Here is a 26,308-nt window from a genome sequence, read left to right as displayed (position 1 = left end):
CCAAAGGCGCGGAAAAAAATGGCAAACGTGATTGAAGGAAATTTAAATGCTGACGGGAAAAAATTTGCTATCGTTATAGCACGTTTTAACTCGTTTATTTCAGAAAAATTGCTTGAGGGAGCACTCGACACCCTGACTCGCTCAGGTGCAGCGCAGGCTGATATCGACATCGCCAGAGTACCAGGTGCCTTTGAGATTCCTCTGGTAGCCAAAAAGTTTGCCGAATCCCAAAAATATGACGCGGTAATCTGCCTTGGTGTCGTTATCCGCGGAGCGACGCCCCATTTCGATGTCGTCGTCAGCGAGGTCTCCAAGGGGGCGGCTCAGGTGGGACTGGAGACCGGAGTTCCCGTGCTTTTTGGGGTATTGACCACGGAGACGATAGAACAGGCGATTGAGCGGGCGGGAACCAAGGCCGGTAACAAAGGTGCTGAAGTGGCGGTTGCCGCAATAGAGATGGCCAATCTCGTTACCAGCCTGAATTGATACTACCACATTGCCGCTGCTGCACTAATAAAGTATCATACTACGAATCATACTATCTAATCGGAGCAATCCTAAATCATACGGGATTGCTCCTTCTTCTTTTTTTGGAACATTTTTTTCATGGGCACTAGACGAAAAGCGCGGGAAGCCGCTCTGCAGTTTCTCTTTCAGGATGATTTCTGCAGCAAGATGGAGCAAGACCCGGCTGACCTTGAAGAGCGTTTCGATCATTTCCGGGAGATGTATCAGGTGAACCGTAAGGCCAGGGCCTATGCGATAGAACTCCTTAGAAACACCCTGATCAATCGCCAGGATATCGATGATATTATTCGCCGGTGCGCCACCAACTGGAGACTGGAGCGAATCGCCTATTGCGATAGGAACCTGCTGCGCATTGCCGTCAGTGAAATACTCTACAGTGACGATGTACCTCATCAGGTTGCCATCAATGAAGCGGTTGAGATCGCCAAACGCTATGGCAGCGCTGAATCACCATCCTTTGTAAACGGCATCCTGGATGCCGTCAAGAAGCATATTCCCGCCTGATTTCTTCTTTTCCACCCGGTGAGGAGAGATCAACTTGCATTTTAGTAATTTTCCTATTACACCTGAACAATACAATAATTATATCTGCCCGCTGCGCCTTTTCTCAGAGGGACACTATCCAGAAAATATTCTTCTTTAAATATTAGGAAGGAATTTTCTAAGACAATATACCTCTGTTCGTCCTCCGGCGTATCTGGAATTTCCGGAGATGCAGATTTTTAGATTTTTCGGGTTCGGGTGCTGTCGTTTCCCATCGTTCCCATCTTCATGAAAGACTGGGATCACCTCTTGATCCTCTTCAGTGATAGTGCAGGTCATGCACACAATATACGCAGGAGTTTTGTTATCATGGCACAGGCAAATGGGGCATCCCGCCCCAGTCTCCGACAGGAACTTATAGCTGTTTTAGGTATTTTTCTCGCTATCTTCCTTTTTTTGAGTCTTCTCTCGTATTCCCTGGCGACGGAAGGTAACTGGTGTGGGGAAATGGGGCTTCTGATAGCTCAATTTCTCATTGGTTTTACCGGGATGGGAGCCTATATGCTGGCCTTTCTGATCCTGCTTCTTTCCATGCTTTTTTTCAGTCCCAGTATGTCGTTTGAAAGGCTGCCGCAGGTAACTTTGGGGATAACCTGTGCCGTTCTCTCCTTCTGCGGACTGTTGGCTTCTCTTTCCCTGTACCAGCAGAATTTTATCGATAGCGGCGGCTTCCTCGGGCGCACCATTTTTACCATGATGCTCTCGATTGTAGGCGGTCCCGGTACCGTACTGACGCTAGTCCTACTGTTTCTGATCTCGCTCATGCTCTCCACCCATTTTTCCCCGTATCGCCTGTTCTCCTCACTGTGGCGGATTATTAGTGGTTTTTTCACCTTTATTCTGCGAGTCTTCACCGGGAAAAGAAAGAATGGTCTGAAAAAACCACCAAAGCTCAAGAGAGTCGACGAGACTCGGCAGCAGTCTGTACAACAGAGACAGACCGGACGGGAAGGTACGATACCGGTTGTAAAGGAGCTGGCAAGAATCGAGAATGAACAGAGCGATGAGGAGTTTGCCCTTGCTCCTGTAGCGCGTGGCGACTGGAAAATTCCACCATTGTCTCTACTTAGAAAAAATGAACAGGTGAAAAAAGAGGTCGCTAAAGAGACCTATTACAAGACCTCGAAAAAGCTGGAACAAAAGTTGAAAAACTTTGGTGTTTCTGGAACGGTAGTTGGCATTTCGCCGGGCCCGGTGGTGACCACCTATGAGTATTCTCCGGCACCTGGAGTCAAAATCAACAAAATAGCCGGTCTGGCAGATGATCTCGCTCTGGGGCTCAAGGCTCAGTCGGTAAGGGTGGTGGGATCGATTCCCGGCAAGGCCGCCCTGGGAATAGAAATTCCCAATGAGGATAGACAAATTGTCTATATTCGGGACCTGTTGAGCTCCGAGAGCTATCGGCAGAGCACAGGGAAACTCACCATAGCGCTGGGACTGGACGTTGTCGGCAACACTGCTCTAGCCGATCTCTCGAAAATGCCTCATTTACTTATAGCAGGGGCTACCGGTGCCGGCAAAAGCGTGGCTATAAATACCATTATTTCCTCTATTCTTTTCAATGCGACCCCGGAAGAAGTCCGCATACTCATGGTGGATCCCAAACGCATTGAGCTTTCCGGATATGAGGGTATTCCCCACCTGCTCCATCCTGTTGTTGTTGAACCGAAACTTGCCTCCAGAGCTTTAATGTGGGCCGTGCGCGAGATGGAAAGACGGTATCGCGCCCTGGAGGAGGCCAAGGTGAAAAGCTTTCAAAGCTACAATGAAATAGCTGCTGAAAAAATGCCGTATATCGTCATTATTGTAGATGAATTAGCAGACTTGATGATGGTTGCCTCAAAAGATGTCGAATCCGCCATCGCCCGGCTGGCCCAAATGGCCAGAGCAGCCGGGATCCATCTCATTCTGGCAACCCAGCGTCCTTCCGTTGATGTCTTAACCGGGTTGATCAAAGCCAACTTTCCTACCCGTATTTCCTTTAAGGTGTCATCAAAAGTTGATTCCCGCACCATCATCGACACCTCGGGTGCCGAACATCTTCTTGGAGCGGGTGACATGCTTTACCTTCCTCCCGGCAGCAGTTCGTTGAAGCGAATCCATGGAGCATATATTTCTGAGAAAGAAACGTCTGATCTCATTGATTTCTGGAAGAATCAGGGTGCGGCAACGTATGATGAATCCGTGATAGAGGAAGTCGAGAAAGGCAATGAGGCCGCCGGAGGAGATAACGATGAGGATTATGACGACCGGTATGACGAGGCCGTAGCCGTTGTTGGTGAGGCGGGTGGTGCCTCGATTTCCATGATCCAGAGGCGCCTGCGCATAGGGTACAACCGGGCGGCGAGAATGATCGAAAAAATGGAACGGGAGGGAATTGTGGGACCCGCAGATGGGTCCAAGCCGCGCGAAGTCCTGGTTCGTCAAAATTATGAGTGAGCACAGCAGGCATCAGTGCTGAATTTTCTTGACAATATCCCGGCAACAAATTATATGTCAGACTTGAAAAAATGAGTCACCGTTCATTTTTGAAGTGATTCAATAAGTAGTTTCTTTATATTTGGATTTCGACTGGTTAGCCTTAGCTAACCTTGAATCAAGATGTAAAATCACGGCTGTATTTTTGTTGTACGAATAGATGTGTCTAGGTTAAGTGGATCCTGCAAGGGCAGGATCACAACAGTTAAAACTAACTGAGGAGGTAGTTTAATGCCAAGTTATGTAGATCCTTCCAAATGCGACGGTTGCAAGGGCGGAGACAAAACCGCATGCATGTACATCTGTCCCAACGATCTGATGGTTTTGAACGTTGAAGAGATGCTGGCTTATAATCAAGAGCCCGACGCATGCTGGGAATGCTATTCCTGCGTTAAGATTTGTCCGCAGGGTGCGATCTTTGTACGTGGATACGATGACTTCGTACCAATGGGTGGGCAGGTACACCCAATGAGGTCTTCCGATTCCATTATGTGGACGGTCAAGTTCCGTAATGGCGCGATGAAACGCTTTAAGTTCCCCATCCGCACAACGGCAGAAGGTGCCGCTAATGGCTATGTAGGTGAAAAGGGTGCAAGTCTGGATGACGAATGTCTGCTTCTTGAGGCCGATCTTCCAACTCCTAAGTAAAAGGCGTGCTGGAATCGTATAATCGTAAACAAATCTTTATGGTATAAGGAGATTTAAATATGGCATTACCAAATAAACCGAAAGGTGAATTGAAAGCCGTAGTCAATCCGGAAGTCGTTGAGCATGACGTGGATGTCATGATCATCGGTGGTGGTATGGCTGCCTGTGGCGCTGCTTTTGAGATCAAGAAGTGGGCACCTGAAGATCTGAAGATCGTTCTTGTAGATAAGGCGTCTTTGGAGCGCTCCGGTGCTGTAGCTCAGGGCCTTTCTGCTATTAACACCTACATCGGTGAGAACCCGATTGAGAACTATGTGAAAATGGTTCGCAACGATCTCATGGGCGTTGTTCGTGAAGATCTCATCTATGACTGTGGCCGCCACGTAGACGAATCGGTTAAGCTTTTCGAGGAATGGGGACTTCCAATTTGGAAGAAAGACGATAAAGGCGAGAACCTCGACGGTGCCAAGCCTGCCCCGACCCTGCGCGAAGGTGGAACTCCCGTGCGTACAGGAAAATGGCAGATCATGATCAACGGCGAATCCTACAAGTGCATTGTGGCTGAACCTGCTGCAACCGCTCTTGGCGCCGACAATATCATTGAGCGTGTCTTCATCGTTAAGCTCCTGCTCGACAAGAACAAGCCGAACCAGATTGCTGGAGCTGCCGGTTTCTCCACCCGTGAAAACAAAGTACACGTTTTCCGTTGTAAAGCCGCCCTGATAGCATGTGGTGGTGCCGTTAACATCTTCCGTCCACGCTCCACAGGTGAAGGAAAAGGCCGCGCCTGGTATCCGGTATGGAATGCCGGTTCCACTTACACCCTGGCAGCTGAGGTCGGTGCAACTCTGACCATGATGGAAAATCGTTTCACCCCTGCCCGTTTCAAAGATGGCTACGGTCCTGTTGGCGCCTGGTTCCTTCTTTTCAAAGCCAAAGTATCCAACGGCCTGGGAGAGTTCTATGCAAACAGTGATGCAGTAAAAGACGAGTTGGAGAAGTTCATGCCTTACGGCGGATCTGCAGTTACTCCTACCTGTCTGCGTAACCACCTCATGATTAATGAGCTCAGAGCCGGTCGTGGACCTATCTACATGGCTACCGACGTTGCCTTGAATGCTTTCCTTGATGAACGTAAGGAAGCTGGTATGGACGAGAAGTCCCTGAAGAAATTCTGGAAACATCTCGAGTCTGAGGCATGGGAAGACTTCCTCGATATGTCAGTTGGTCAGGCAGGATTGTGGGCCGGTATGAACATCGAGCCTGAGAAAGTAGGTTCCGAAATCATGCCAACCGAACCATACATGCTCGGATCCCATTCCGGCTGTTGTGGTATCTGGACTTCCGGACCAGAAGAAGACTGGGTACCGGATATCAAAAATGATTCCCGCGCGCATAAGTACAAGTGGGGATACAACCGTATGACCACCGTAGACGGTCTGTTCACAGCCGGTGACGGTGTTGGTGCCTCCGGTCATAAGTTCTCCTCCGGTTCCCATGCAGAAGGTCGTATTTGCGCCAAGCAGATGGTTAAATTCTGCCGTGACAATGCCGATTTCAAACCAGAGTTGAAGGTAACTGCGCAGGAACTTGCCGATGAGATCTATGCTCCGGTAAAACGTTATCAGGAATTTGTTGGTGCTTCCACCGCTGAAGACGTCAACCCGAACTACTGCAAGCCTGCCGGTCTGATGATGCGTCTGATGAAGGCCACCGATGAATATGGTGGTGGTGTTGCGACGTACTACATGACTTCCGGAAAACTGCTCAACATCTGCCTGGACCTCCTCAAGCTTCTGCGTGAAGATGCTGAGAAAATGGCAGCTGGTGACCTTCATGAGCTTCTCCGCTGCTGGGAGAACTACCACCGCATCTGGTGTGTTGAGTCTCATATCCGTCACATCGAATTCCGTAAGGAATCACGCTACCCAGGTTTCTACTACAGATCGGACTACCCGACCTGCGACGATGAGAACTGGAAGTGTTTTGTAAACTCTACCTACAATCCTGAATCCAAGGAATGGAAATGTGAGAAGGTTGAGTGTGTCAACATCATCGAGACCGATCCCTGGCTGTAATGGATTTGATCTAACCACATGATGTGATTTGAAAAATCTCCAGGAGCCTCAGGTTCCTGGAGATTTTTTCTATGTAACGATTTTTTCAGTACCTAAGTGACTCATTTCGTGTTTGTATAGCGGAATGTCGTCAAGCAAGAATCTGCCTGAAGAGAAACAGCGTATCCGGAAGAGTGGGGAAAGGTATCTTGATGCTTTCTCTGGAATGGATTTCGTTAGCTTATGCAAGAATGAGAGGAGAAATCTCTGCTCAGCCTTGCATAAGCTAATAAGGTTTGGCCTCAGATTGTCATGAGGGAGCAATTCCAGAGTTGATATTACCCTTGATGTCCAATGGGTCCGGGCGTGTTCTAATATCAATTGTAAATATATTAAGAGTAACCATGGAGGAAAGTATGACTGACGAGCAAGGCACCTCAGGTGCAATTTTGGTCGTAGGCGGTGGTATCAGCGGGCTTACAGCAGCCCTTGAAGCCGCAGAAGTCGGAAATGATGTGTTTCTGATTGAGAAGAACGCATATTTTGGTGGTCGCGTTGCCCAGCTTAATCAGTATTTTCCGAAACTGTGTCCGCCAAGCTGCGGATTGGAAATCAATTTCCGTCGCGTAAAGGATAATCGCAGGATCAGGACATATTCCATGACGACAGTTAAGTCAGTCAGCGGAAGTCCAGGTAATTATGAAGTTACTCTTGAGATAGCTCCACGCTATGTAAACAGTAACTGTACCGCGTGCGGTGATTGTGCTGCCGCAAGTGTCGATTACATTGATAATGAATTCAACCTCGGCATGGACAAAATTACCGCTGCCTATCTGCCGCACGAAATGGCATTTCCCCGGCGTTACGTTATCAATAAGGAAGCCCTTTCCGCTGAAGGTGCGGAAGCCGTCAAGGCAGCGTGCAAATATAATGCTGTCGATCTCGACATGAAGCCACAGACCGTAACGGTCAATGTAGGCTCGATTGTCTGGGCTACTGGCTGGGTCCCCTATGAGCCTACTAAAATGGATAACCTGAAATATGGTCATTCCAACGCCATTGTCACTAATATGGAAATTGAACGAATGGCATCTCCCAGCGGACCTACCGGCGGTGCTATCCTTCGTCCTGGAGACAACAAGGAAATAGAATCGATAGCCTTTGTTCAGTGTGCTGGCTCCCGTGATGAAAATCATCTCGAATACTGTTCCCATATCTGTTGCATGGCGACCATGAAGCAGATGACCTACGTTCGTGAAAGATATCCCGATGCCAAGATTTATGTGTTTTACATTGATCTCCGTACTCCGGGGAAATATGAAAAATTCCGTGCTAAGTTGATGAGTGATGAAAATGCGGTATTTATCAAAGGTAAAGTTGCGGAAATAGTACCTGAGGCTGATGGTGGGGTTACGGTTGTTGCGGAAAATGCCGTGACTGCCGAAAAAATGCATCAGAAGGTGGATATGGCAGTTCTTGCCACCGGAATGCAGCCTTCAGTGGCAATAGATGGTGCTCCTGTTGATCTGGATATGGATAGCAGCGGTTTTATCATTTCTGATTTTGAAAAAGGTATGATATCGGCAGGGTGTGCCAGAAAAGCCGCTGATGTTGTAACCACGACCCAATCATCCACTGCAGCTGCCTTAAAGGCAATTCAGGTATCCAGGAGGTAATGACAATGGATAAAAAATATTGCGCATACTTGTGCTCAGGTTGTGGCATCGGCGATGCACTTGACATGGAAGCTCTCGCCGAAGTTGTCACCAGTGAAATGTCCATGGAATGTAAAACAAGTGATTGTCTCTGCGGTGCCGAGGGACGGGCTCTTATGGAAAAGGACATGAAAAACGACGGAGTCAACACCTTTGTGATCGCCGCATGTTCTCCGCGTGTAATGCAGAAAGAGTTCGATTTTGGTGATGGTACAATCACCACGCGTGCGAATCTGCGCGAGCAGGTGGTCTGGGCCGAAGGCAAACCCGCCGAAGGCGAAGAGCCCCACGCTGAAGCTGCTGAATTTCTCAATGAAACAGCCCAGGACTATGTCCGAATGGCATGTACCCGTGCCAAGAAGACCGCACTGCCCGAGCCCTTTGTTCTCGAAGAGGGTACCAATAAGAAAATATTGGTCATGGGCGGCGGTATTGCCGGCCTTACCTCTGCACTGGAGGCGGCAAAAGCCGGCAACGAGGTGACCATTATTGAAAAAGAGGCGGTTTTAGGAGGTAAAGCTCTTGGCTGGAGGCAATCCTTTCCCAGCAAGGCTCCGTGGATCGAGCTTGAAGAGAATCCGGTTGAATCATTGGTTGCCGAGGTTAATGCCAATGAAAAAATCACCGTAAAAACCGAGACTCAAGTTGCCCGTGTTGCTGGTCAACCTGGTAATTTTCGTGTTTCCCTGAAGAAAAGCGGGGAGCGCAACGAGTGGGACGCGCCCGCAAAAGTTACAGTCGATGAGCAGGAAAAGATAGAAAAAGGCGAAATGGAAGATCCCAACGAAGGCTGGCAGAAATATGTGGCTGTCGACCCTAATGCTGAGATCTTTGGCGCCGTAGTATTGGCCACCGGCTGGAGACCTGCCGATGTGTCGCAGTACGACCATCTGGGCTATGGGAGTGTTAAAAACGTCGTCACCAATGCCGAGTTTGAAAAACTGGCTAAAGAAGGAAAGGTCCCGGCAAATGTGGCCTTTGTCATGAGCCCGGGCGGAGCTGATAATGACGAGGATTTTCCCTACTGTAACTCTGTAACCTCAATGGTTGCTCTGAAGCAGGCGCAGTATGTATGCCAGGATAATGCCGACGGCAGAGCTTATATACTCTATCAGCATATGCGTACTCCTGGTCATATGGAGCTTTTTTATAAGAATGCGCAAATGAACGATGGGATCTTCATGACCAAAGGCAATGTCATGAAGGTGGAGGAAGCCGGTGGAAAATTGGCCGTGAACGTTGAGAACACTCTTCTTGGTGAGAATCTGAACCTTGAGGTTGACATGGTAGTGCTTGCCGCAGGTATGGAACCGGCAACGCTGCATGAGCATTCCATCAATCTTGCCTATCGCCAGGGTCCCATGTTTCCCGATCTCGGACTTTTTGACGGATATGCTGATTCCCACTTTATCTGCTTTCCTTACGAGACACGGCGAACAGGTGTTTATACCTGTGGCGGTGTGAGAAAGGCGGCAACCATGGATGAGACCATTGATGATGCGACTGGTGCAGCCCTGAAGGCCATTCAATGTCTTGAATCAACCGATCGTGGTGTCGCTGTTCATCCGCGTTCCGGTGATGCTACCTATCCTGAATTTTTTATGCAGCGCTGTACGCAGTGTAAAAGGTGCACCGAGGAATGTCCTTTCGGAGCTCTTGATGATGACGAAAAAGGAACGCCGCTGCCGAATACTACCCGGTGTAGACGCTGCGGCACCTGTATGGGAGCATGTCCTGAGCGTATTATCGGCTTTAAGGATTACAACATAGATTTGATTGGTTCCATGATCAAGTCCATTGAAGTTCCTGAAGATGATGATGACAGACTGCGTATTTTGGTTCTTGTTTGTGAGAACGATGCCTATCCAGCCCTCGATATGGCCGGAATGAAGCGGCATAAGCTTAATCATATGATTCGTTTTATACCGGTACGCTGTCTTGGTTCGGTAAATATGGCCTGGATCAGGGATGCAATGTCGGCCGGTCTCGATGGGGCGATGCTGCTCGGCTGCAGTTATGGTGACGATTACCAGTGTCACTTCGTCAAGGGTTCGGAGATTGCCAATAAACGAATGGAAAATATTGGTGACACACTTTCAACCCTTGGTCTCGAAGCAGAACGTGTTGTGGCAGAGCAGGTGGCTATCACGGATTATGACAAGATACCTCAACTGCTGGAAGATTTTGTAGAAGAAATTGTTGAAATGGGTCCAAACCCCTTCAAGGGCTTCTAGAATCTGTTTTTTTATCATCCGCTGCAGCGGCGCTCCCCGTCGCTGCAGCTATGGACCAGCGATGGTCACTGTGAACGATGATTTATTCTTGATAATATAACAGAGGGGAAAAAATGAATGTTCAACCAGATGTAGAATTTATTAAATACCTCAAGGGCGTTGGCGGCGATACACTGAAGAAGTGCTATCAGTGCGCTACGTGCTCTGTGGTTTGTCCTCTTTCAGGTGACCAGAAACCTTTTCCGCGCAAAGAAATGATTTGGTCCCAGTGGGGAATGAAGGATGCCCTGCTCACTGATACCGATGTGTTTCTCTGCCATCAATGCGGAGACTGTACAGAGAAATGCCCTCGCGGTGCCAAACCAGCTGAGGTTTTGGGAGCTATCCGGGCATATGCCTACAATTTTTATGCGTGGCCGAGAGGTCTGGCAAACCTGGCTTCCAATGCTAAAGGACTGCCGTTGCTGATCGGTATTCCCTCCGTCATTATTCTCGTTTTATGGTTCATATCCGGTGGTCTTATGGATAACTGGAATGCCAATTTTGAGGCGGGCTATGGATATCAGCGTATGTTTGGTCACTGGGATTTTCACTGGTATGCCAAAAATATCTTTTTTATAGTTCTGTTCTCCGTGCCGGCTGCGGGGCTCGCCATTTTTTCGGCGTACATGGGAATTCGCAATCTGTGGAAGGGAATGGCGTCAAAACATGATCTCAATCCTGATTATAAACCTTCCACCGTTCAGTTTGTTCAACAATTTCTCTGGCCTTCAATCAAGGAGATTCTCAACCATAACCGCTTTGATGAATGTACTGTCAATACCGATAGGAAAAAAGGGCATAAGCCGCTGGTTTTCGCCTTTATTGGTCTTTTTGTCGTTACTCTCTGGTCATTGTTCGCCAATGATATTCTTGGACTGTTCTGGCCCCAGTTTCACGGGCCGATGACATTCTGGAATCCTGTTAAGTTGTTAGGTAATGTTTCCGCTATTGCACTTATCTACGGCATGTATATCCTCTGGACATCCCGGTCCGAAAAAGAGAAGAATGCCGGTATTCAAGGAAATTTCTATGACTGGTTTCTTATCTGGGAAATCATGGCAGTCGGTGTTACCGGCCTGCTTGCCGAGGTTTTCCGTTGGGCCGGACTTGCGACCTTCGGCCATATTATCTATTTCCTTCATCTTGTAACCGTCATGATGCTTTTTCTCTATATGCCGTACACCAAATTTGCTCATATAGTATATAGGACGTTTGCTATGGCCTTCGAGAAATATCGAGAAAGTGCTTTCGCCAAGACCGCAATTGGTTAGCACCTTCGCTATTTTCATCGCAGAATATTAAAAAGAGGATCGGATTTACTTCCGGTCCTTTTTTTTTGCTTTAGTGTACTTATTTGTGTTGGCAGACGGAAATCCGTAAAATCTTTTGGTGTGGTGCATCAATGCCTGAAGGAGAGAACAGCCAATCCTGTGGTTAATGGATTTTTACAAAACACTTAAAAAAATGATTGCTTTCCTGTGTCGGAATAAGTATATTCTATAGTTTTGTAAGCTGGCGTAGCTCAATTGGCAGAGCAGCTGATTTGTAATCAGCAGGTTGCGGGTTCAAGTCCCATCGCCAGCTCCAGAAAAAAAAGCTTTACAAAGTGTTTTTGAGAGATTAAAAAGCAACATCAAATTTTCGATGTTCTGTATGGAGGGGTTCCCGAGCGGTCAAAGGGAACAGACTGTAAATCTGTCGGCCAAGCCTTCGGAGGTTCGAATCCTCCCCCCTCCACCATCTCTCTTCTTCATTTGGAAAATATTTTAAAGCGGGAATAGCTCAATTGGTAGAGCATCAGCCTTCCAAGCTGAGGGTTGCGAGTTCGAGTCTCGTTTCCCGCTCCATTTTTTTTTCGCATGAACAATGGCGCCCACGTAGCTCAGTTGGTAGAGCGCATCCTTGGTAAGGATGAGGTCACCGGTTCAAATCCGGTCGTGGGCTCCACAGGCGGATACACAACCTGAATCAATTATTAATGGCCTGAGGAGACAAGAAAATGTCAAAGCAAAAATTTGAAAGGACCAAACCGCATGTTAATGTAGGAACCGTCGGTCATATCGATCATGGAAAAACTACTTTGACGGCAGCTATCACTCGGGTGTTGTCTTTAAAAGGTCAGGCTGAATTCACCGATTTCAGCGAGATCGATAAGGCACCGGAAGAGAAAGAACGTGGGATCACCATCGCCACAGCGCACGTCGAGTACGAAACAGCGAAGCGTCATTATGCTCACGTCGACTGTCCCGGCCATGCCGACTATATCAAAAACATGATCACCGGTGCGGCACAGATGGACGGCGCGATTCTGGTGGTTGCCGCAACCGACGGTGCCATGCCGCAGACCCGGGAGCATATCCTTCTTGCCCGTCAGGTAGGTGTTCCTGCAATCGTTGTCTTTCTTAACAAGTGTGACATGGTTGACGATGAAGAACTCATCGAGCTTGTCGAAATGGAACTGCGCGAACTGCTCGATGCCTATGAATTCCCGGGCGACGACATTCCCATCATTCAGGGCTCAGCGCTGAAGGCGCTGGAGAATCCTGACGATGAAGCCGCTGCGAAATGTATCTGGGATCTCATGGACGCTGTTGATAATTATATCCCCGAGCCTGAGCGTGATATCGCCAAGCCTTTCCTGATGCCTGTTGAAGACGTTTTCTCTATTTCCGGTCGTGGTACGGTTGCCACCGGTCGTATTGAACGCGGTGTGATCAAGGTTGGTGAAGAGGTAGAGATTGTTGGTGTTCGCAAGACCCAGAAAACCGTATGTACCGGCGTTGAGATGTTCAGAAAACTTCTTGATGAAGGCCAGGCCGGAGATAATATCGGCGCACTGCTTCGCGGTGTCAAGCGTGATGAGATCGAGCGCGGTCAGGTATTGGCCAAGCCGGGTTCCATTACCCCGCACACCAAGTTTAAAGCGGAGTGCTACATCCTCGGTAAAGAGGAGGGCGGTCGTCACACCCCGTTTTTCAATGGCTATCGTCCGCAGTTTTATTTCAGGACTACAGATGTTACCGGAATAGTCACCCTTCCCGACGGAGTGGAAATGGTAATGCCTGGTGACAATGTCTCGGTGACTGCGGAATTGATTACTCCCATCGCCATGGATGCAGGTCTTCGTTTCGCCATCCGTGAGGGTGGGCGTACCGTAGGTGCCGGCGTTATCAGTGAAATCGTAGAGTAAAGGTAGTCGGCAGGTATTACAATACCCAGCTCCCTTGTCACAAACAATGGAGCCGGGTTCTTTTTTTATAGGGATGGGATCGTAATGAGAGACATTATTACTCTTGCATGTGGCACATGTAAACGTCGTAATTACACAACCACAAAAAACAAGAGAAACACTCCTAATAAGCTGGAGTTCAGCAAGTATTGTCCGTTTTGCAGGGTTCATACCCCGCATAAAGAGACAAAATAGGAACTTGCAGGCCAGTAACTCTAATTGGTAGAGTGCCGGACTCCAAATCCGGATGTTGGGGGTTCGAGTCCCTCCTGGCCTGCCACTGTTGACTTACATCAGAGTAGTTTCGCTTTTTCGGAATGAATTTCAAGAAACTGCTAACTACAAGGAATGGCAACGAGTATGGCACAAAAAGAAAAATCGAAAAAGAATGCTGTTGAAAAAACAGAGAAAAAGTCTCCATACTCACCAGCTCAAATCAAAAAGTTCATCAAAGAGGTTCAGGTAGAATTCACCAAGATCGTTTGGCCTGACAAGAAAGTCACAATGGGGCTGACAGGGATTGTTATCGTGCTTACTGTGGTGGTTGCCATCTATCTGGGGTCCGTTGATCTGCTTCTTGGTAAACTTGTCTCTTATCTCCTCCGCAGTTAACGAGAGAGAAAGGCAGGATTAGTATTGGTAAGCAACCTCCTTGTTGCATAAATAAAACTCAGGCTGGGTAGACATTACGATGGCAAGACAATGGTACATACTTCAGGTTCACTCTGGCTTTGAAGAAAGGGTAAAGGCTACTCTCGAGGAAAGGATCAGAAAAGACGGACTGGAGGAATATTTTGGTGAGATTTTAGTTCCGACCGAGCAAGTCGTTGAAATGATAAAAGGCGCCAGAAAAACATCTTCACGCCGGTTCTTTCCCGGCTATATGCTTGTTAGTATGGATTTAAACGATACTACCTGGCATACCATTCATGAGAATATGCCCCGTGTTGTCGGATTTGTAGGTGGCGACAAAGATCCTATCCCTCTTTCTGATGAAGATGCTGGAAAAATAATCGGGCGCATACGTGATGGATCCGAGCGACCACGGCCTAAGGTCATTTTTGATATAGGCGAAGTTGTTCGAGTCATCGATGGTCCTTTTGCTAATTTCCAGGGTGTAGTCGACGAGGTTTTTCCGGAAAAGGGCCGAGTCAGGGTTATGGTTTCAATCTTTGGCAGAGAGACCCCGGTGGAGCTGGAATTTGTGCAGGTTTCAAATACCTAAATTCGTCATGTGACGAAATAGCATAGGTTGTGAATGTATCTGTTGGGGAAGTCTGCCTATCAGAACATTTTTGTTTTTAACAAGTTGATAGTTGGAGTGAACAATGGCCAAAAAAGTAATGGCATACATTAAATTGCAGATTCCTGCGGGCAAAGCCAACCCGTCGCCTCCCGTTGGCCCGGCTCTCGGCCAGCACGGTGTGAATATCATGGAATTTTGCAAGGCATTTAATGCAAAAACCCAATCAATGGGTGACACCATTGTGCCAGTCGTTATCACCGTGTATCAGGATAGATCTTTCAGTTACATAACCAAGACGCCGCCGGCGTCCGTGCTTTTGCTGAAGGCTGTAAACCTTAAAAAAGGTTCCGGAAATCCTAAGCTGGAACGTGTCGCGGAGATTAAGCGGGATAAAATCCGCGAGATTGCCGAGATAAAGATGCCTGACCTGAACGCTTATGATGTCGCGAGTGCAATGAAGATCATCGAGGGCACTGCAAGAAGCGCCGGAATTACCGTGATTGACTAAATTTTAAAATTATTTACTACTCGAAAGGACCTGATCCTTTTCTATAGTAGGAGGCTGATATGCCGAAGCGCGGAAAAAATTATAGAAAGATACTTGAAACAGTTGATAAAACAAAACTATATACTTTGAATGAGGGCATTGAATACGCTCTCAAAGCATCATATGCCAAATTTGATGAGACCTTTGATATTGCCGTCAAGCTTGGTGTTGACCCCCGTCATGCTGATCAGATGATTCGCTCCTCTGTCGTCTTGCCACATGGCACCGGCAAAGAGACTCGGGTTCTTGTTTTCGCCAAAGGTGAAAAAGAGACAGAGGCAAAAGAAGCCGGCGCTGACTATGTCGGTTCTGATGATCTTGTTGAAAAAATTCAGGGAGGCTGGCTGGAGTTCGATAAAACGGTAGCCACCCCCGATATGATGGGAACAGTAGGAAAAATCGGACGGATACTTGGACCACGTAACCTGATGCCCAATGCCAAGCTTGGGACCGTAACTTTCGATATTGCCAATGTGGTTGCAGAAATTAAATCCGGAAAAGTTGATTTTCGCGTGGACAAGGCAGGCATAGTCCATGCAGGAGTGGGGAAAGTGTCCTTTGGCAAAGAAAAGATTCTTGAAAATATACTCGCCTTTATCGGCAAGTTGATTCAGCTTAAACCCAGCTCCAGTAAAGGAATTTATTTACGAAGTATTGCCGTATCTACGACCATGAGCCCCGGCTTCAAGGTCGAGCCGGTCGATGTAAGGGCATTGCTGAAATAAATGTGTATTTGAGGTTCTGCACCATGATTGATGGTGTAGTGTATAGTCGAAGACAGCAGGCACTGAAGAGTTTAATCGGTTCTTTACCACCTGCCGAGACGGTTTGCAGCCTCTGAAAATATGTAAACCAACAATCTTGCTGTAACTGCTGTATCTAACGACATAAACTTAAAGTAGGAGGAGTGCTTTGAATCGTGAAGAGAAAGCGGCAATTATCTCTGAACTGAATGAATCCTTCAGTAAATCTAAATTTTCTGTGGTAGCGGACTATCGCGGCCTCACTGTCACTCAGTTGCAGAAAATTCGGATAGAGCTGAAAAAAGTAGACTCAGAGATTCGCGTCGCCAAAAACACTCTCCTGAGAAGAGCGGTTACAGAGACAGAGAGTAACGTTCTCAGTGATGATTTCACGGGAACTACAGCCGTAGTAATGGCGTATGATGATCCTGTCGGACCTGCAAAAGCGTTGGCAAAATTTGCAGAAGACCATGATAAATTTGTTATCAGGTCAGCCGTTCTTGAGGGGAAAAAGTTAGGTCCGGAAGAGTTTGTTGCTCTATCCAAGCTGCCGACTAAGGATGTATTGCTGAGTCAGCTGCTTTCCGTGCTTAATGGCGTGCCTACCGGTCTGGTTCAGGTTCTCTCCGGAGTTCCCAGAACATTTGTATATGGACTACAGGCTCTCAAGGAAAAGAAAGAACAGGTTGAGCATTAATACCAACCGGTACCAGACAAATTTATCTAACGAAGAGGTATGAACAATGGCTGTAACAAAAGAAGATGTAATTGAATTTATTGCTAATATGTCAGTACTTGAGCTCTCCGAACTTATCAAGGAGTTTGAGGAGAAGTTTGGTGTTTCCGCAGCTGCCCCCGTTGCCGTAGCCGCTGCAGGTGCAGGTCCGGCGGTAGCTGAAGTCGAAGAGAAGACTGAATTTGACGTCATTCTCGCGGGTGCCGGCGACCAGAAAATCAAGGTCATTAAAGAGGTTCGTGCTATCACAAGCCTCGGGCTCAAAGAAGCAAAAGCTCTTGTTGAGGATGCACCCCAGCCCATCAAGGAAGGCGTTACCAAAGAAGAGGCTGAGGAAATCAAAGGCAAGATCGAAGCAGTTGGTGGAGTTATCGAGATCAAATAATTCCCACGCATTAAGGATATTCCGCCAAGGGATATCCGTCTGTTTTTAGCAACACGCTACGGGCATCGCCACGTAGCGTGTTGTATTTTCGGAGTTCAACAAGAAGATATCTTGAGAAAGAACGTACATTCAGTGATTTGGAGTGGTTTTAGCCTGTTTTCGCTATTGCATTGAAAATATCAAATACTATGGCTGGGATTATGACCCTAAACTCTATTTTCGGCAGAGCATCTTCTTTTTTTTGTTTTCAACTTTGCTGCTTTTACAATCAGGTCATCGGCAGCAGGTCATTTTTTCCCCACCTAACCAGTTAAAATATCATGCAGTGCATCGTTGTTTGATGCTTACTGTATATTTCACGTAAACGATCTATAGGCACCCTCGAGGACGATTTATGGAACGAATTAGAAAGAAATTTGCCACTGTGGAAAATATCATTGAGCCTCCTCACCTGATATCCATGCAGAGGAAATCCTACGAGAAATTCCTGCAAATGGGCCGTGAGCCGGAGGATCGCGAGGATTATGGCCTGCAGGCAATTTTAAAGAACGTCTTTCCCATTAATGACTTTAATGGAATGTGTTCTTTAGAGTATGTCAAGTATAAGTTTGGTGAACCCAAATATACAGTCGAGGAATGCGTTCAGCGCGGCATGACGTATGATATACCACTGAAGATTGTTGTCCGCCTTATCACCTTTGATGTAGATGAGGAAACCGGCGTTCAGACCATTCGGGATATAAAAGAGCAAGAGGTTTATCTCGGCGCTCTGCCGCTTATGTCCAGAGACGGAGTTTTCGTTGTTAACGGCACCGAAAGAGTTATAGTCTCTCAGCTACAGCGATCACCAGGGCTTTTCTATACCCATGACAACGGCAAGAGCCATGCCAGCGGTAAACTTCTCTATTCCGCCAGGATTATACCGGTTCGAGGTTCCTGGATTGATCTTGAGTTTGATATCAAAGATATCCTGCATGTGCGCATCGACAGGCGAAGAAAATTTCCGGTAACAACCCTGCTCAAAGCTCTTGGAAAAAGCGCCAGTGAATTACTCGAAGAATTCTACTATACAAATGAGATCTTCTTCGAAGGCGACGAGTATAAAATGCACTTTGATACCCGCACTGCTGTAGGTAAACGTCTCGAGTACGACCTGATCAATCCTGAAGATGGCGAAGTTCTGGCGAAAAAAGGCAAAAAAATCAGCAAGGTACTGTGTAAAAAGATTGAATCCTCACCGATCGAGTTTATCAAGATCTCCAGAGATGAAGTGATTGGAAAATACCTGTCCCAGGACATTTTCAATCCGGAGACGGAGGAAATACTCTTTTTTTCCAACACCGAAATTACCGAGACCGTCCTCGAGTCCCTGCAGGAAGTCGGGATCAATTCGGTTAAAGTACTTTTTATTGACGGGGTTCACTATTCCGATTCATTTCGCAAAACTCTGGCACTAGATAAGGTCAGCTCCACGGAAGAAGCCCTGCTGGAAATATACAGAAGGCTTAGGCCATCGAGCCCGCCTACGCTTGAAGTTGCCCAGACTTTTTTCGAGAACCTGTTTTTTAACCAGGATCTTTATGATCTCTCGGAAGTTGGGCGTTATAAAATTAATGCCAAGCTGAACCTGGACATCGATATATCACAAAAGGCCTTGACCAGGTTAGATATTATTGAATCAATTAAGTATCTTGTTCGTCTCAAAGACAGCCAGGGGGGCGTTGATGATATCGATCACCTCGGTAACAGGAGGGTGAGGACGGTCGGTGAGCTTATTGAGAATCAATACCGTATGGGTCTTGTCCGCATGGAACGTGCCATCAAGGAGCGCATGACCCTGCAGGATGTTGAAACGTTGATGCCTCATGATCTTGTCAACCCGAAACCGATTTCCGCGGCAATAAAGGAATTCTTCGGAACATCGCAGCTGTCGCAGTTCATGGACCAGACCAACCCATTGTCGGAGGTGACTCACAAGAGACGTCTCAGCGCCCTGGGACCAGGCGGTCTTTCCCGGGAGCGTGCCGGATTTGAAGTCCGGGATGTCCATCCTACCCATTATGGCCGCATCTGTCCGGTTGAGACACCGGAGGGACCGAACATTGGCTTGATCGTCTCACTGGCGACATATGCCAGAGTAAATCCCTATGGTTTTATCGAAACCCCTTACCGCAAGGTCGACGACAGGATCGTTTCAGACGATATCAAATATTTCAGTGCCTTGCAGGAACAGACTCATATTATTGCTCCGGCGTCGGTAGCACTGGATGGAAACCAGCGGATCATACCTGATACCATCATCGTACGTGAAGAAGGAGAGGTTGTCACCGCTCCCAGTGACACGGTTACCTATATGGATATCGCCCCGAACCAGCTGATCAGCGTTGCCGCATCACTTGTTCCGTTTCTGGAAAACGATGATGCCAACCGTGCGCTTATGGGCTCCAACATGCAGAGACAGGCGGTACCACTGCTCAAGACATCAGCACCTCTCGTCGGTACAGGTATGGAAAGATATGTGGCTAGAGATTCCGGTGCCTGTCTGCTTGCCGGTGGCGATGGAGTTGTTGAGGAAGCGGATTCAAACCGAGTGGTGGTTCGTTACGACAATCCGGGAACAGATGGATATGATACCGGAATTGCTGTGTATCGTCTGGAAAAATACAAGAAATCCAACCAGAATACCTGTTTCACTCAGAGACCTCTTGTCCTGCCCGGGCAAAAGGTAAAAGAGGGGACAGTTCTGGCCGATGGACCTTCCTGCGATAATGGTGAACTTGCACTGGGTAAGAATATAACCATCGCCTTTATGCCTTGGCGGGGATTTAACTTTGAGGATTCTATTCTGGTCAATGAGCGTCTTTTGAAGGAGGACACCTTCACTTCGGTACATATCGAGGTCTTTGAGACTATGGCCAGGGATACCAAGCTAGGCAAGGAGGAGATCACTCGTGATATTCCCAACGTCAGCGAGGAAACACTGCGCAATCTCGATGACTCCGGAATTGTGCGAATTGGTGCTGAGGTGCGGGCCGGAGATACCCTAGTGGGCAAGGTAACGCCTAAAGGCGAGACCGTCCTCTCTCCGGAGGAAAAACTGTTACGTGCTATTTTCGGGGAGAAGGCGCAGGATGTCAAGGATTCATCGCTTCGGGTGCCACCTGGGGTTGAAGGCGTTGTTATCGATGCCAAGGTATTTTCCAGGAAGGGGGTCGACAAAGATGAACGTTCGCTGATGATCGAAGAGATTGAAATAGAAAGGATCAATCAGGATAAACTCGATGAGCTGTCCAGTCTCAGGAGGGGTATATGCCTCGAATTCGGCGATCTCATGGATGGCCGCACCGCTAAGAAGGATATCATCGGCAAAGATGGAACGCTGCTTGTTAAACTGGGCAAAAAGATAGATGGAGCCGTCGCAGCCAAGGTGGGCTTCAGAAACCTCAGCAGTGTAGACTTTTCCGAAAAAAGCAAATACACCGAGCAGATAGAGGGCATTTACAGCCGCTATGAAAATCAGGCAAGGCTTATCAGCGAGAGATATGACGGTATTATCGACCGGATGAAGAAAGGGGATGACCTGCCTCCCGGGGTGGTCAAAATGGTGAAGGTATATGTTGCCACCAAACGTAAACTTTCCGTCGGCGATAAAATGGCAGGACGGCATGGCAACAAAGGCGTGATTTCCCGATTGCTGCCGGAAGAGGACATGCCTTATTTTGCCGATGGTAAAACCGTCGATATCGTCCTCAATCCCCTGGGCGTTCCCTCACGAATGAACGTCGGTCAGGTGTTGGAGACCCATCTCGGGTTTGCCGCAAAAAAATTGGGCGAACAACTGGAGAAGATGGTTCAGGATCATGCTGTGGAGGCAATCCGTGAGAAAATTGCCAAAGTTTACTCCAAAGAAGAGGCTGCTGCCATAACGGAAGGTAAAGATGACGAGGAACTGATGCAGTGGGCCCGAAATCATAAGGAAGGCCTGCACATGAGCACTCCGGTTTTCGATGGCGCCGCCGAGAGCAGCATCCGGGCGCTGCTGGTTGAAGCCGGCGTTGATGAGGTAGGTCAGAGCCGCCTCTATGACGGACTTACGGGCGAGCCCTTCGATAACCTGGTAACGGTTGGGGTCATGTACATGCTCAAGCTCCATCACCTGGTTGATAACAAAATTCATGCCAGATCAACCGGACCGTACTCCCTTGTTACCCAGCAGCCGCTGGGCGGCAAAGCTCAGTTTGGTGGTCAGCGTCTCGGTGAGATGGAAGTCTGGGCTATGGAAGCCTACGGCGCTGCCTATACGCTGAAGGAATTCCTTACCGCTAAGTCTGATGACGTCGAAGGCAGAACAACAATGTATGAGCGGATTGTAAAAGGAAATAATTTTCTGACAACCGGCTTGCCGGAATCATTCCATGTATTGGTCAAAGAGCTGCAGGGCCTTTGTCTCAACATGGAACTTATCGAAGAATAGATATATAGAGGCACACTCCGCCCATGGCGGGGTGTGCGGATAACCCTTCGGGGCATAATCTCTTCATGTGTCTGATTCCACCGGATCAGGCGTATCAAATAATAAGAAGAAGAGGTGATTTACGTGGAAGAGCTATTCAATTTTTTTCAAAAGCCAAAATCTCCCATTAAATTCAAGAGTGTCAAGGTAACTCTTGCTTCGCCTGAAAAGATAATGGACTGGTCTCATGGGGAAGTAAAGAAACCCGAGACCATTAATTATAGAACATTCAAGCCCGAACGAGATGGTCTCTTCTGCGCCAAGATATTTGGTCCGGTAAAGGATTTCGAGTGTAACTGCGGCAAGTATAAGCGTATGAAACACCGTGGTGTTGTCTGTGAGAAATGCGGTGTCGAAGTTATTCAGTCAAAGGTCAGGCGGGAGCGTCTTGGTCATATAAAGCTGGCCGCCCCGGTCGCGCATATCTGGTTTCTCAAGAGTCTGCCCAGCAAGATTGGGGCTGTCCTTGACATGACCCTGAAGCAGCTGGAGAAGATACTTTATTTCGAGCAGTATGCCGTTGTCGAGTCAGATGTTGAGGCCGTTCCGGTCGGTACCCTTTTCAACGAGGAAAAATACCGTCAGGCCAGAGAGGAATACGCCGGAAAATTCCGGGTGGGTATCGGTGCCGAAGCGATTAGAGATCTTCTGGAATCACAGGATCTTGTTGCTCTTTCGAAGACACTGCGCGAAGAGATGGCCACAACCAACTCTCAGACCAAAAGGCAGAAACTCGGCAAGCGGCTCTTTGTCATCGAGGCCTTCCGCGATTCAGGCAATAAACCTGAGTGGATGGTTCTTGAGGTTATTCCGGTACTGCCCCCGGACCTGAGACCTCTTGTGCCGCTGGAAGGCGGAAGGTTTGCCACCTCCGACCTCAATGATCTTTACCGCAGAGTGATCAACCGCAACAACAGGTTGAAAAGACTCCTTGAGTTGGATGCGCCCGATATCATCATCCGCAACGAGAAACGCATGCTGCAGGAGGCAGTTGATGTTCTTTTTGACAATGGTCGCCGCGGCCGGGTTATCACCGGGGCAAACAAACGACCGCTGAAGTCATTGTCGGATATGCTTAAAGGCAAGCAGGGACGATTCCGCCAGAACCTCCTCGGCAAGCGTGTCGATTATTCCGGACGTTCCGTCATCGTTGTCGGACCGCATCTGCGTTTGCATCAGTGCGGCATTCCTAAGAAAATGGCGCTGGAGTTGTTTAAGCCCTTTATCTACAACAAGCTTGAAAGCCGAGGGTATGTCACCACCATTAAAAGTGCCAGAAAAATGGTGGAAAAGGGGACAAAAGAGGTTTGGGATGTACTCGATGAGGTTGTAACTGAATATCCGGTTATTCTCAACAGGGCTCCTACTCTTCATAGGCTTGGTATGCAGGCCTTTGAAGCTGTTCTTATCGAGGGGAAGGCAATTCAGCTTCATCCCCTGGTTTGTATGGCCTTCAACGCCGACTTTGATGGCGATCAGATGGCGGTGCATGTGCCTCTCTCCGTGGAAGCCCAGGTTGAGGCCCGGGTCTTGATGATGTCTACCAACAACATTCTTTCACCTGCCAACGGCGAACCCGTCATTATACCGTCTCAGGACATTGTCCTGGGTCTTTACTATATGACCAGGGACAGAATTAATGCAAAAGGGGAAGGGAAAGTATTTTCCGATGCCAAGGAGGCCCGTATCGCTTATGATCATGGAGTCGCTGATCTGCAGGCAAGAGTGAAGGTCCGGAAGAATGGTGAGATTGTCGAAACCACCATTGGCAGGACAATTCTCGGCGAACTGCTGCCGTCCAGTATTCCCTTTGCGGAAATCAATAAGGTGATGAGCAAAAAGGCGCTTGCCGGACTCATCGACTACACCTATCGACATGCAGGAACAAAGGATACGGTTATCCTTGCCGACCGGCTGAAGGACACCGGCTATGAGTATGCAACCCGGGCGGGAATCTCCATCTGTATTAACGATATGAAGATCCCCCTGAATAAAGAAGATCTTGTCGAATCAGCGGAAAAAGAAGTCCTTGAGGTCGAACAGCAGTATAGCGACGGCCTTATTACTTCTGGTGAGAAATACAACAAGGTTGTCGATATCTGGTCGAAGGTCACCGAGGAAGTCGCCAATGGAATGATGGATGAAATCAAGGTTGATTATTTCCGTGACAAGGATAACAATCTTGTTGAGGCACCCAGCTTCAACTCCATTTTTATTATGGCTGATTCAGGCGCCAGGGGCTCCAGAGACCAGATCCGTCAGCTTGCCGGAATGCGCGGTCTGATGGCTAAACCTTCAGGGGCAATTATCGAGACACCGATCAAGGCGAACTTCAGAGAGGGTCTCGATGTTCTTGAGTATTTTATTTCAACCCATGGAGCGAGGAAAGGTCTGGCGGATACGGCTCTGAAAACCGCCAACTCCGGATACCTGACCAGAAGGCTTGTGGATGTGGCACAGGAATCTACTATAGTGGAAAAGGATTGCGACACTCTGGACGGTATTGTAGCTGAACCACTTATTGACGGTGGTGAAATTATCGTTCCGCTGGGTGATCGTATCCTCGGCAGGGTTGCGCTAGAGGATGTCGTGGATCCATACTCCGATGAGATCATTATTCCTGAGGGGCATGAGATAACCGAAGATATTGTTAAAAAAATCAACAATGCCGGTGTCGACCGGGTGCTCATACGCTCCGTGCTGACCTGCCGGGCCCGCCGCGGTGTCTGTGCTCTTTGCTATGGTCGTGATCTCGGTCGCGGTCATATGGTAAATATCGGTGAGGCGGTCGGCGTTATCGCTGCTCAATCCATTGGTGAGCCGGGAACCCAGCTCACTATGCGTACCTTTCATATCGGTGGAACCGCGAGCCGCTCGGTAGAGCAGGCGGAGTTGAGGACACAGCGCGGCGGCAAGGTTGGATTTAAAAACCTTCACTCCGTTGTCAACGCTGAGGGTATCAAAATCGTAATGAACCGTAATGCGGAGATCGTTATCCTTGATGATCTCGGCCGGGAGCGTGAGAAATTCAAGGTCAATTACGGAGCCCAGATCCTTGTAGAGGAAAGGGCTGAGCTGGAGGCGGGAACTATTCTGGCTGACTGGGATGCCTATACCATTCCGATTGTAGCCGAGGTAGGAGGTATCATTAAGTTTGGTGATATCCTTGAGGGCATCACAATGCAGGAAAAGGTGGATATTGTTACCGGTAAATCATCAAAGGTAATTACCCACACCAGCGGCACGGCCCAGCTCAACCCACGGGTAACCGTTAAAAACGAACGCGGCAAGACTTTGAAATTGCCTGATTCCGATGTTCACGCACGCTACAGCCTGCCTGTGGGTTCCATCATCTCCGTAAATGAAGGAGACGAGATAAAGCCGGGTACGATCGTCGGTAAAATTCCACGGGAATCCTCGAAAACCAAGGATATTACAGGTGGTCTACCGCGGGTTGCCGAACTTTTTGAGGTCCGCAAACCCAAAGAACCAGCCATTATTACGGAAATTGACGGTCGGGTAAGCTTTGGTAAGGAACTCAAAGGAAAGCGGCGGGTTGTCGTTACTCCTGAGCATGGTGAGCCGCAGGAATATCTGGTTCCAAAATCAAAACATCTCATCGTTCATGAAGGTGACTATGTCCAGGCCGGTGAGCCTTTGATGGAAGGAACTATCGTACCCAATGATATTCTCAGGGTTCTAGGGGTAAAGGAACTTGCCAAGTTCCTTGTTAATGAGATCCAGGAGGTATACAGACTCCAGGGCGTGCGGATCAACGACAAGCATATCGAGGTCATAGTGCGTCAGATGATGCGTCGCGTCATGATTACCGCCTCAGGAGACTCCAGGTTTATGATCGGAGAGCAGGTCGAATGGTGGAAATTCGAGGATGAGCGTGATCAGCTTTTTGCAAAAGGTTTGACACCGCCGGTGGCCGAGCCGCTCTTGCTCGGAGTGACTAAGGCATCACTTTCCACCGAGAGTTTTATTTCCGCGGCTTCATTCCAGGAGACTACCAAAGTCCTTACCAATGCCGCTATGGCCGGCAAGGTTGACGAACTGGCGGGACTCAAGGAAAATGTGATCATGGGCCGACTGATCTCTGCGGGAACTGGTCTCGATAATGATATCTAGTAAGTTTAAATGCGAAGGAATGGTGTTTTTATTCTTGACAGTAATCTGTGGATGAGGTAATTATAATCTCTTTCGTGCTGCGATCAGCGCGTAAAATGGATCACTGTTTTTAGAAATATTTATTTAAGGTTAATCGAACAGGAGCAGTAAAGACGATGCCAACTATCAACCAACTTGTAAGGCAGGGAAGAAAGAAAATCGTCAAAAAGACGAACACTCCGGCCTTGAAGGGATCACCTCAGAAGAGAGGGGTTTGTGTAAGAGTATATACAACAACTCCAAAGAAGCCAAACTCCGCTCTGCGAAAAGTTGCAAGGGTCAGGCTTACCAATGGTATTGAGGTGACGTCATATATTCCTGGAATCGGGCATAATCTTCAGGAGCACTCTGTTGTGCTTATCAGAGGTGGTAGGGTGAAGGATCTTCCGGGTGTTCGTTACCATATTGTACGTGGTACTCTGGATACCCTGGGGGTTTCTGATAGGCGTCAGGGTCGATCAAAATATGGTGCCAAGCGTCCTTCTTAAGGA

19 protein-coding genes and 5 tRNA genes are annotated in these 26,308 nt (G+C 48.1%); all 24 read left to right on the top strand.

Annotated features, from left to right (window positions below; genetic code table 11):
- Window positions 1-18: 18 nt before the first annotated feature.
- The 24 genes from ribH to rpsL all read left to right on the top strand — a co-directional run bounded on the left by ribH (window position 19) and on the right by rpsL (window position 26,305).
- A complete protein-coding gene (gene ribH / locus JWG88_RS14490) occupies window positions 19-486 on the top strand; it encodes a 6,7-dimethyl-8-ribityllumazine synthase (protein WP_205234498.1) in 468 nt (155 codons plus the stop codon).
- Between the two features lie 120 nt (window positions 487-606).
- Window positions 607-1,032 carry a transcription antitermination factor NusB gene (nusB, locus tag JWG88_RS14485; RefSeq protein ID WP_205234497.1) on the top strand — a complete coding sequence of 142 codons (426 nt, stop codon included), beginning with the start codon at window positions 607-609 and terminating at the stop codon, window positions 1,030-1,032.
- A 348-nt stretch (window positions 1,033-1,380) separates the two neighbouring features.
- On the top strand, window positions 1,381-3,510 hold the full coding sequence (locus tag JWG88_RS14480) for an FtsK/SpoIIIE family DNA translocase (protein ID WP_205234496.1): 2,130 nt from the start codon (window positions 1,381-1,383) through the stop codon (window positions 3,508-3,510).
- A gap of 270 nt (window positions 3,511-3,780) precedes the next feature.
- Complete coding sequence (gene aprB / locus JWG88_RS14475) at window positions 3,781-4,197, top strand: adenylyl-sulfate reductase subunit beta (RefSeq protein ID WP_205234495.1); 417 nt, start codon at window positions 3,781-3,783, stop codon at window positions 4,195-4,197.
- Window positions 4,198-4,256: 59 nt separating this feature from the next.
- Window positions 4,257-6,275: an adenylyl-sulfate reductase subunit alpha gene (gene aprA / locus JWG88_RS14470; RefSeq protein WP_205234494.1), complete on the top strand. Its 2,019-nt coding sequence runs from the start codon at window positions 4,257-4,259 to the stop codon at window positions 6,273-6,275.
- Window positions 6,276-6,670: 395 nt separating this feature from the next.
- The gene (locus tag JWG88_RS14465; protein WP_205234493.1) at window positions 6,671-7,930 is read left to right on the top strand and encodes a CoB--CoM heterodisulfide reductase iron-sulfur subunit A family protein; all 1,260 of its coding nucleotides are present in this window, start codon (window positions 6,671-6,673) and stop codon (window positions 7,928-7,930) included.
- A 5-nt stretch (window positions 7,931-7,935) separates the two neighbouring features.
- Complete coding sequence (locus JWG88_RS14460) at window positions 7,936-10,203, top strand: FAD-dependent oxidoreductase (protein WP_205234492.1); 2,268 nt, start codon at window positions 7,936-7,938, stop codon at window positions 10,201-10,203.
- Between the two features lie 113 nt (window positions 10,204-10,316).
- Window positions 10,317-11,516 carry a quinone-interacting membrane-bound oxidoreductase complex subunit QmoC gene (gene qmoC / locus JWG88_RS14455; RefSeq protein ID WP_205234491.1) on the top strand — a complete coding sequence of 400 codons (1,200 nt, stop codon included), beginning with the start codon at window positions 10,317-10,319 and terminating at the stop codon, window positions 11,514-11,516.
- A gap of 240 nt (window positions 11,517-11,756) precedes the next feature.
- Window positions 11,757-11,832, top strand: a tRNA-Thr gene (locus JWG88_RS14450).
- Window positions 11,833-11,900: 68 nt separating this feature from the next.
- Window positions 11,901-11,985, top strand: a tRNA-Tyr gene (locus JWG88_RS14445).
- Window positions 11,986-12,016: 31 nt separating this feature from the next.
- Window positions 12,017-12,092, top strand: a tRNA-Gly gene (locus tag JWG88_RS14440).
- 24 nt (window positions 12,093-12,116) lie between these two features.
- A tRNA-Thr gene (locus JWG88_RS14435) sits at window positions 12,117-12,192 on the top strand.
- Window positions 12,193-12,244: 52 nt separating this feature from the next.
- Window positions 12,245-13,435, top strand: coding sequence for an elongation factor Tu (tuf, locus tag JWG88_RS14430; RefSeq protein ID WP_205234490.1), 1,191 nt, complete (start codon window positions 12,245-12,247; stop codon window positions 13,433-13,435).
- 84 nt (window positions 13,436-13,519) lie between these two features.
- Entirely contained in the window at window positions 13,520-13,669 is a 150-nt protein-coding gene (gene rpmG / locus JWG88_RS14425) for a 50S ribosomal protein L33 (RefSeq protein ID WP_205234489.1), read from the top strand.
- A gap of 8 nt (window positions 13,670-13,677) precedes the next feature.
- Window positions 13,678-13,754: transfer RNA gene (locus JWG88_RS14420), tRNA-Trp, on the top strand.
- A gap of 80 nt (window positions 13,755-13,834) precedes the next feature.
- On the top strand, window positions 13,835-14,086 hold the full coding sequence (secE, locus tag JWG88_RS14415) for a preprotein translocase subunit SecE (protein ID WP_205234488.1): 252 nt from the start codon (window positions 13,835-13,837) through the stop codon (window positions 14,084-14,086).
- A gap of 79 nt (window positions 14,087-14,165) precedes the next feature.
- Window positions 14,166-14,699, top strand: coding sequence for a transcription termination/antitermination protein NusG (gene nusG, locus JWG88_RS14410; protein ID WP_205234487.1), 534 nt, complete (start codon window positions 14,166-14,168; stop codon window positions 14,697-14,699).
- Window positions 14,700-14,802: 103 nt separating this feature from the next.
- A complete protein-coding gene (gene rplK, locus JWG88_RS14405) occupies window positions 14,803-15,228 on the top strand; it encodes a 50S ribosomal protein L11 (protein ID WP_205234486.1) in 426 nt (141 codons plus the stop codon).
- A gap of 59 nt (window positions 15,229-15,287) precedes the next feature.
- Entirely contained in the window at window positions 15,288-15,992 is a 705-nt protein-coding gene (gene rplA, locus JWG88_RS14400) for a 50S ribosomal protein L1 (protein WP_205234485.1), read from the top strand.
- Between the two features lie 187 nt (window positions 15,993-16,179).
- Window positions 16,180-16,707, top strand: a complete 528-nt coding sequence (gene rplJ / locus JWG88_RS14395) for a 50S ribosomal protein L10 (protein WP_205234484.1) — start codon at window positions 16,180-16,182, stop codon at window positions 16,705-16,707.
- 46 nt (window positions 16,708-16,753) lie between these two features.
- Window positions 16,754-17,131 (top strand): 50S ribosomal protein L7/L12, encoded by a 378-nt coding sequence (rplL, locus tag JWG88_RS14390; protein ID WP_205234483.1) that lies wholly within the window; start codon window positions 16,754-16,756, stop codon window positions 17,129-17,131.
- Window positions 17,132-17,525: 394 nt separating this feature from the next.
- A complete protein-coding gene (gene rpoB, locus JWG88_RS14385; protein WP_205234482.1) occupies window positions 17,526-21,605 on the top strand; it encodes a DNA-directed RNA polymerase subunit beta in 4,080 nt (1,359 codons plus the stop codon).
- A gap of 123 nt (window positions 21,606-21,728) precedes the next feature.
- Window positions 21,729-25,778, top strand: coding sequence for a DNA-directed RNA polymerase subunit beta' (gene rpoC, locus JWG88_RS14380; RefSeq protein ID WP_205234481.1), 4,050 nt, complete (start codon window positions 21,729-21,731; stop codon window positions 25,776-25,778).
- A 155-nt stretch (window positions 25,779-25,933) separates the two neighbouring features.
- Window positions 25,934-26,305, top strand: a complete 372-nt coding sequence (rpsL, locus tag JWG88_RS14375) for a 30S ribosomal protein S12 (RefSeq protein ID WP_073379304.1) — start codon at window positions 25,934-25,936, stop codon at window positions 26,303-26,305.
- Window positions 26,306-26,308: the final 3 nt, after the last annotated feature.

The sequence above is a fragment of the Desulfopila inferna genome (genome assembly GCF_016919005.1).
Lineage (GTDB): Bacteria > Desulfobacterota > Desulfobulbia > Desulfobulbales > Desulfocapsaceae > Desulfopila_A > Desulfopila_A inferna.
The sequence above is the reverse complement of the archived record's forward strand: the minus strand, read 5'-3'. Positions and strand labels throughout refer to the sequence as shown.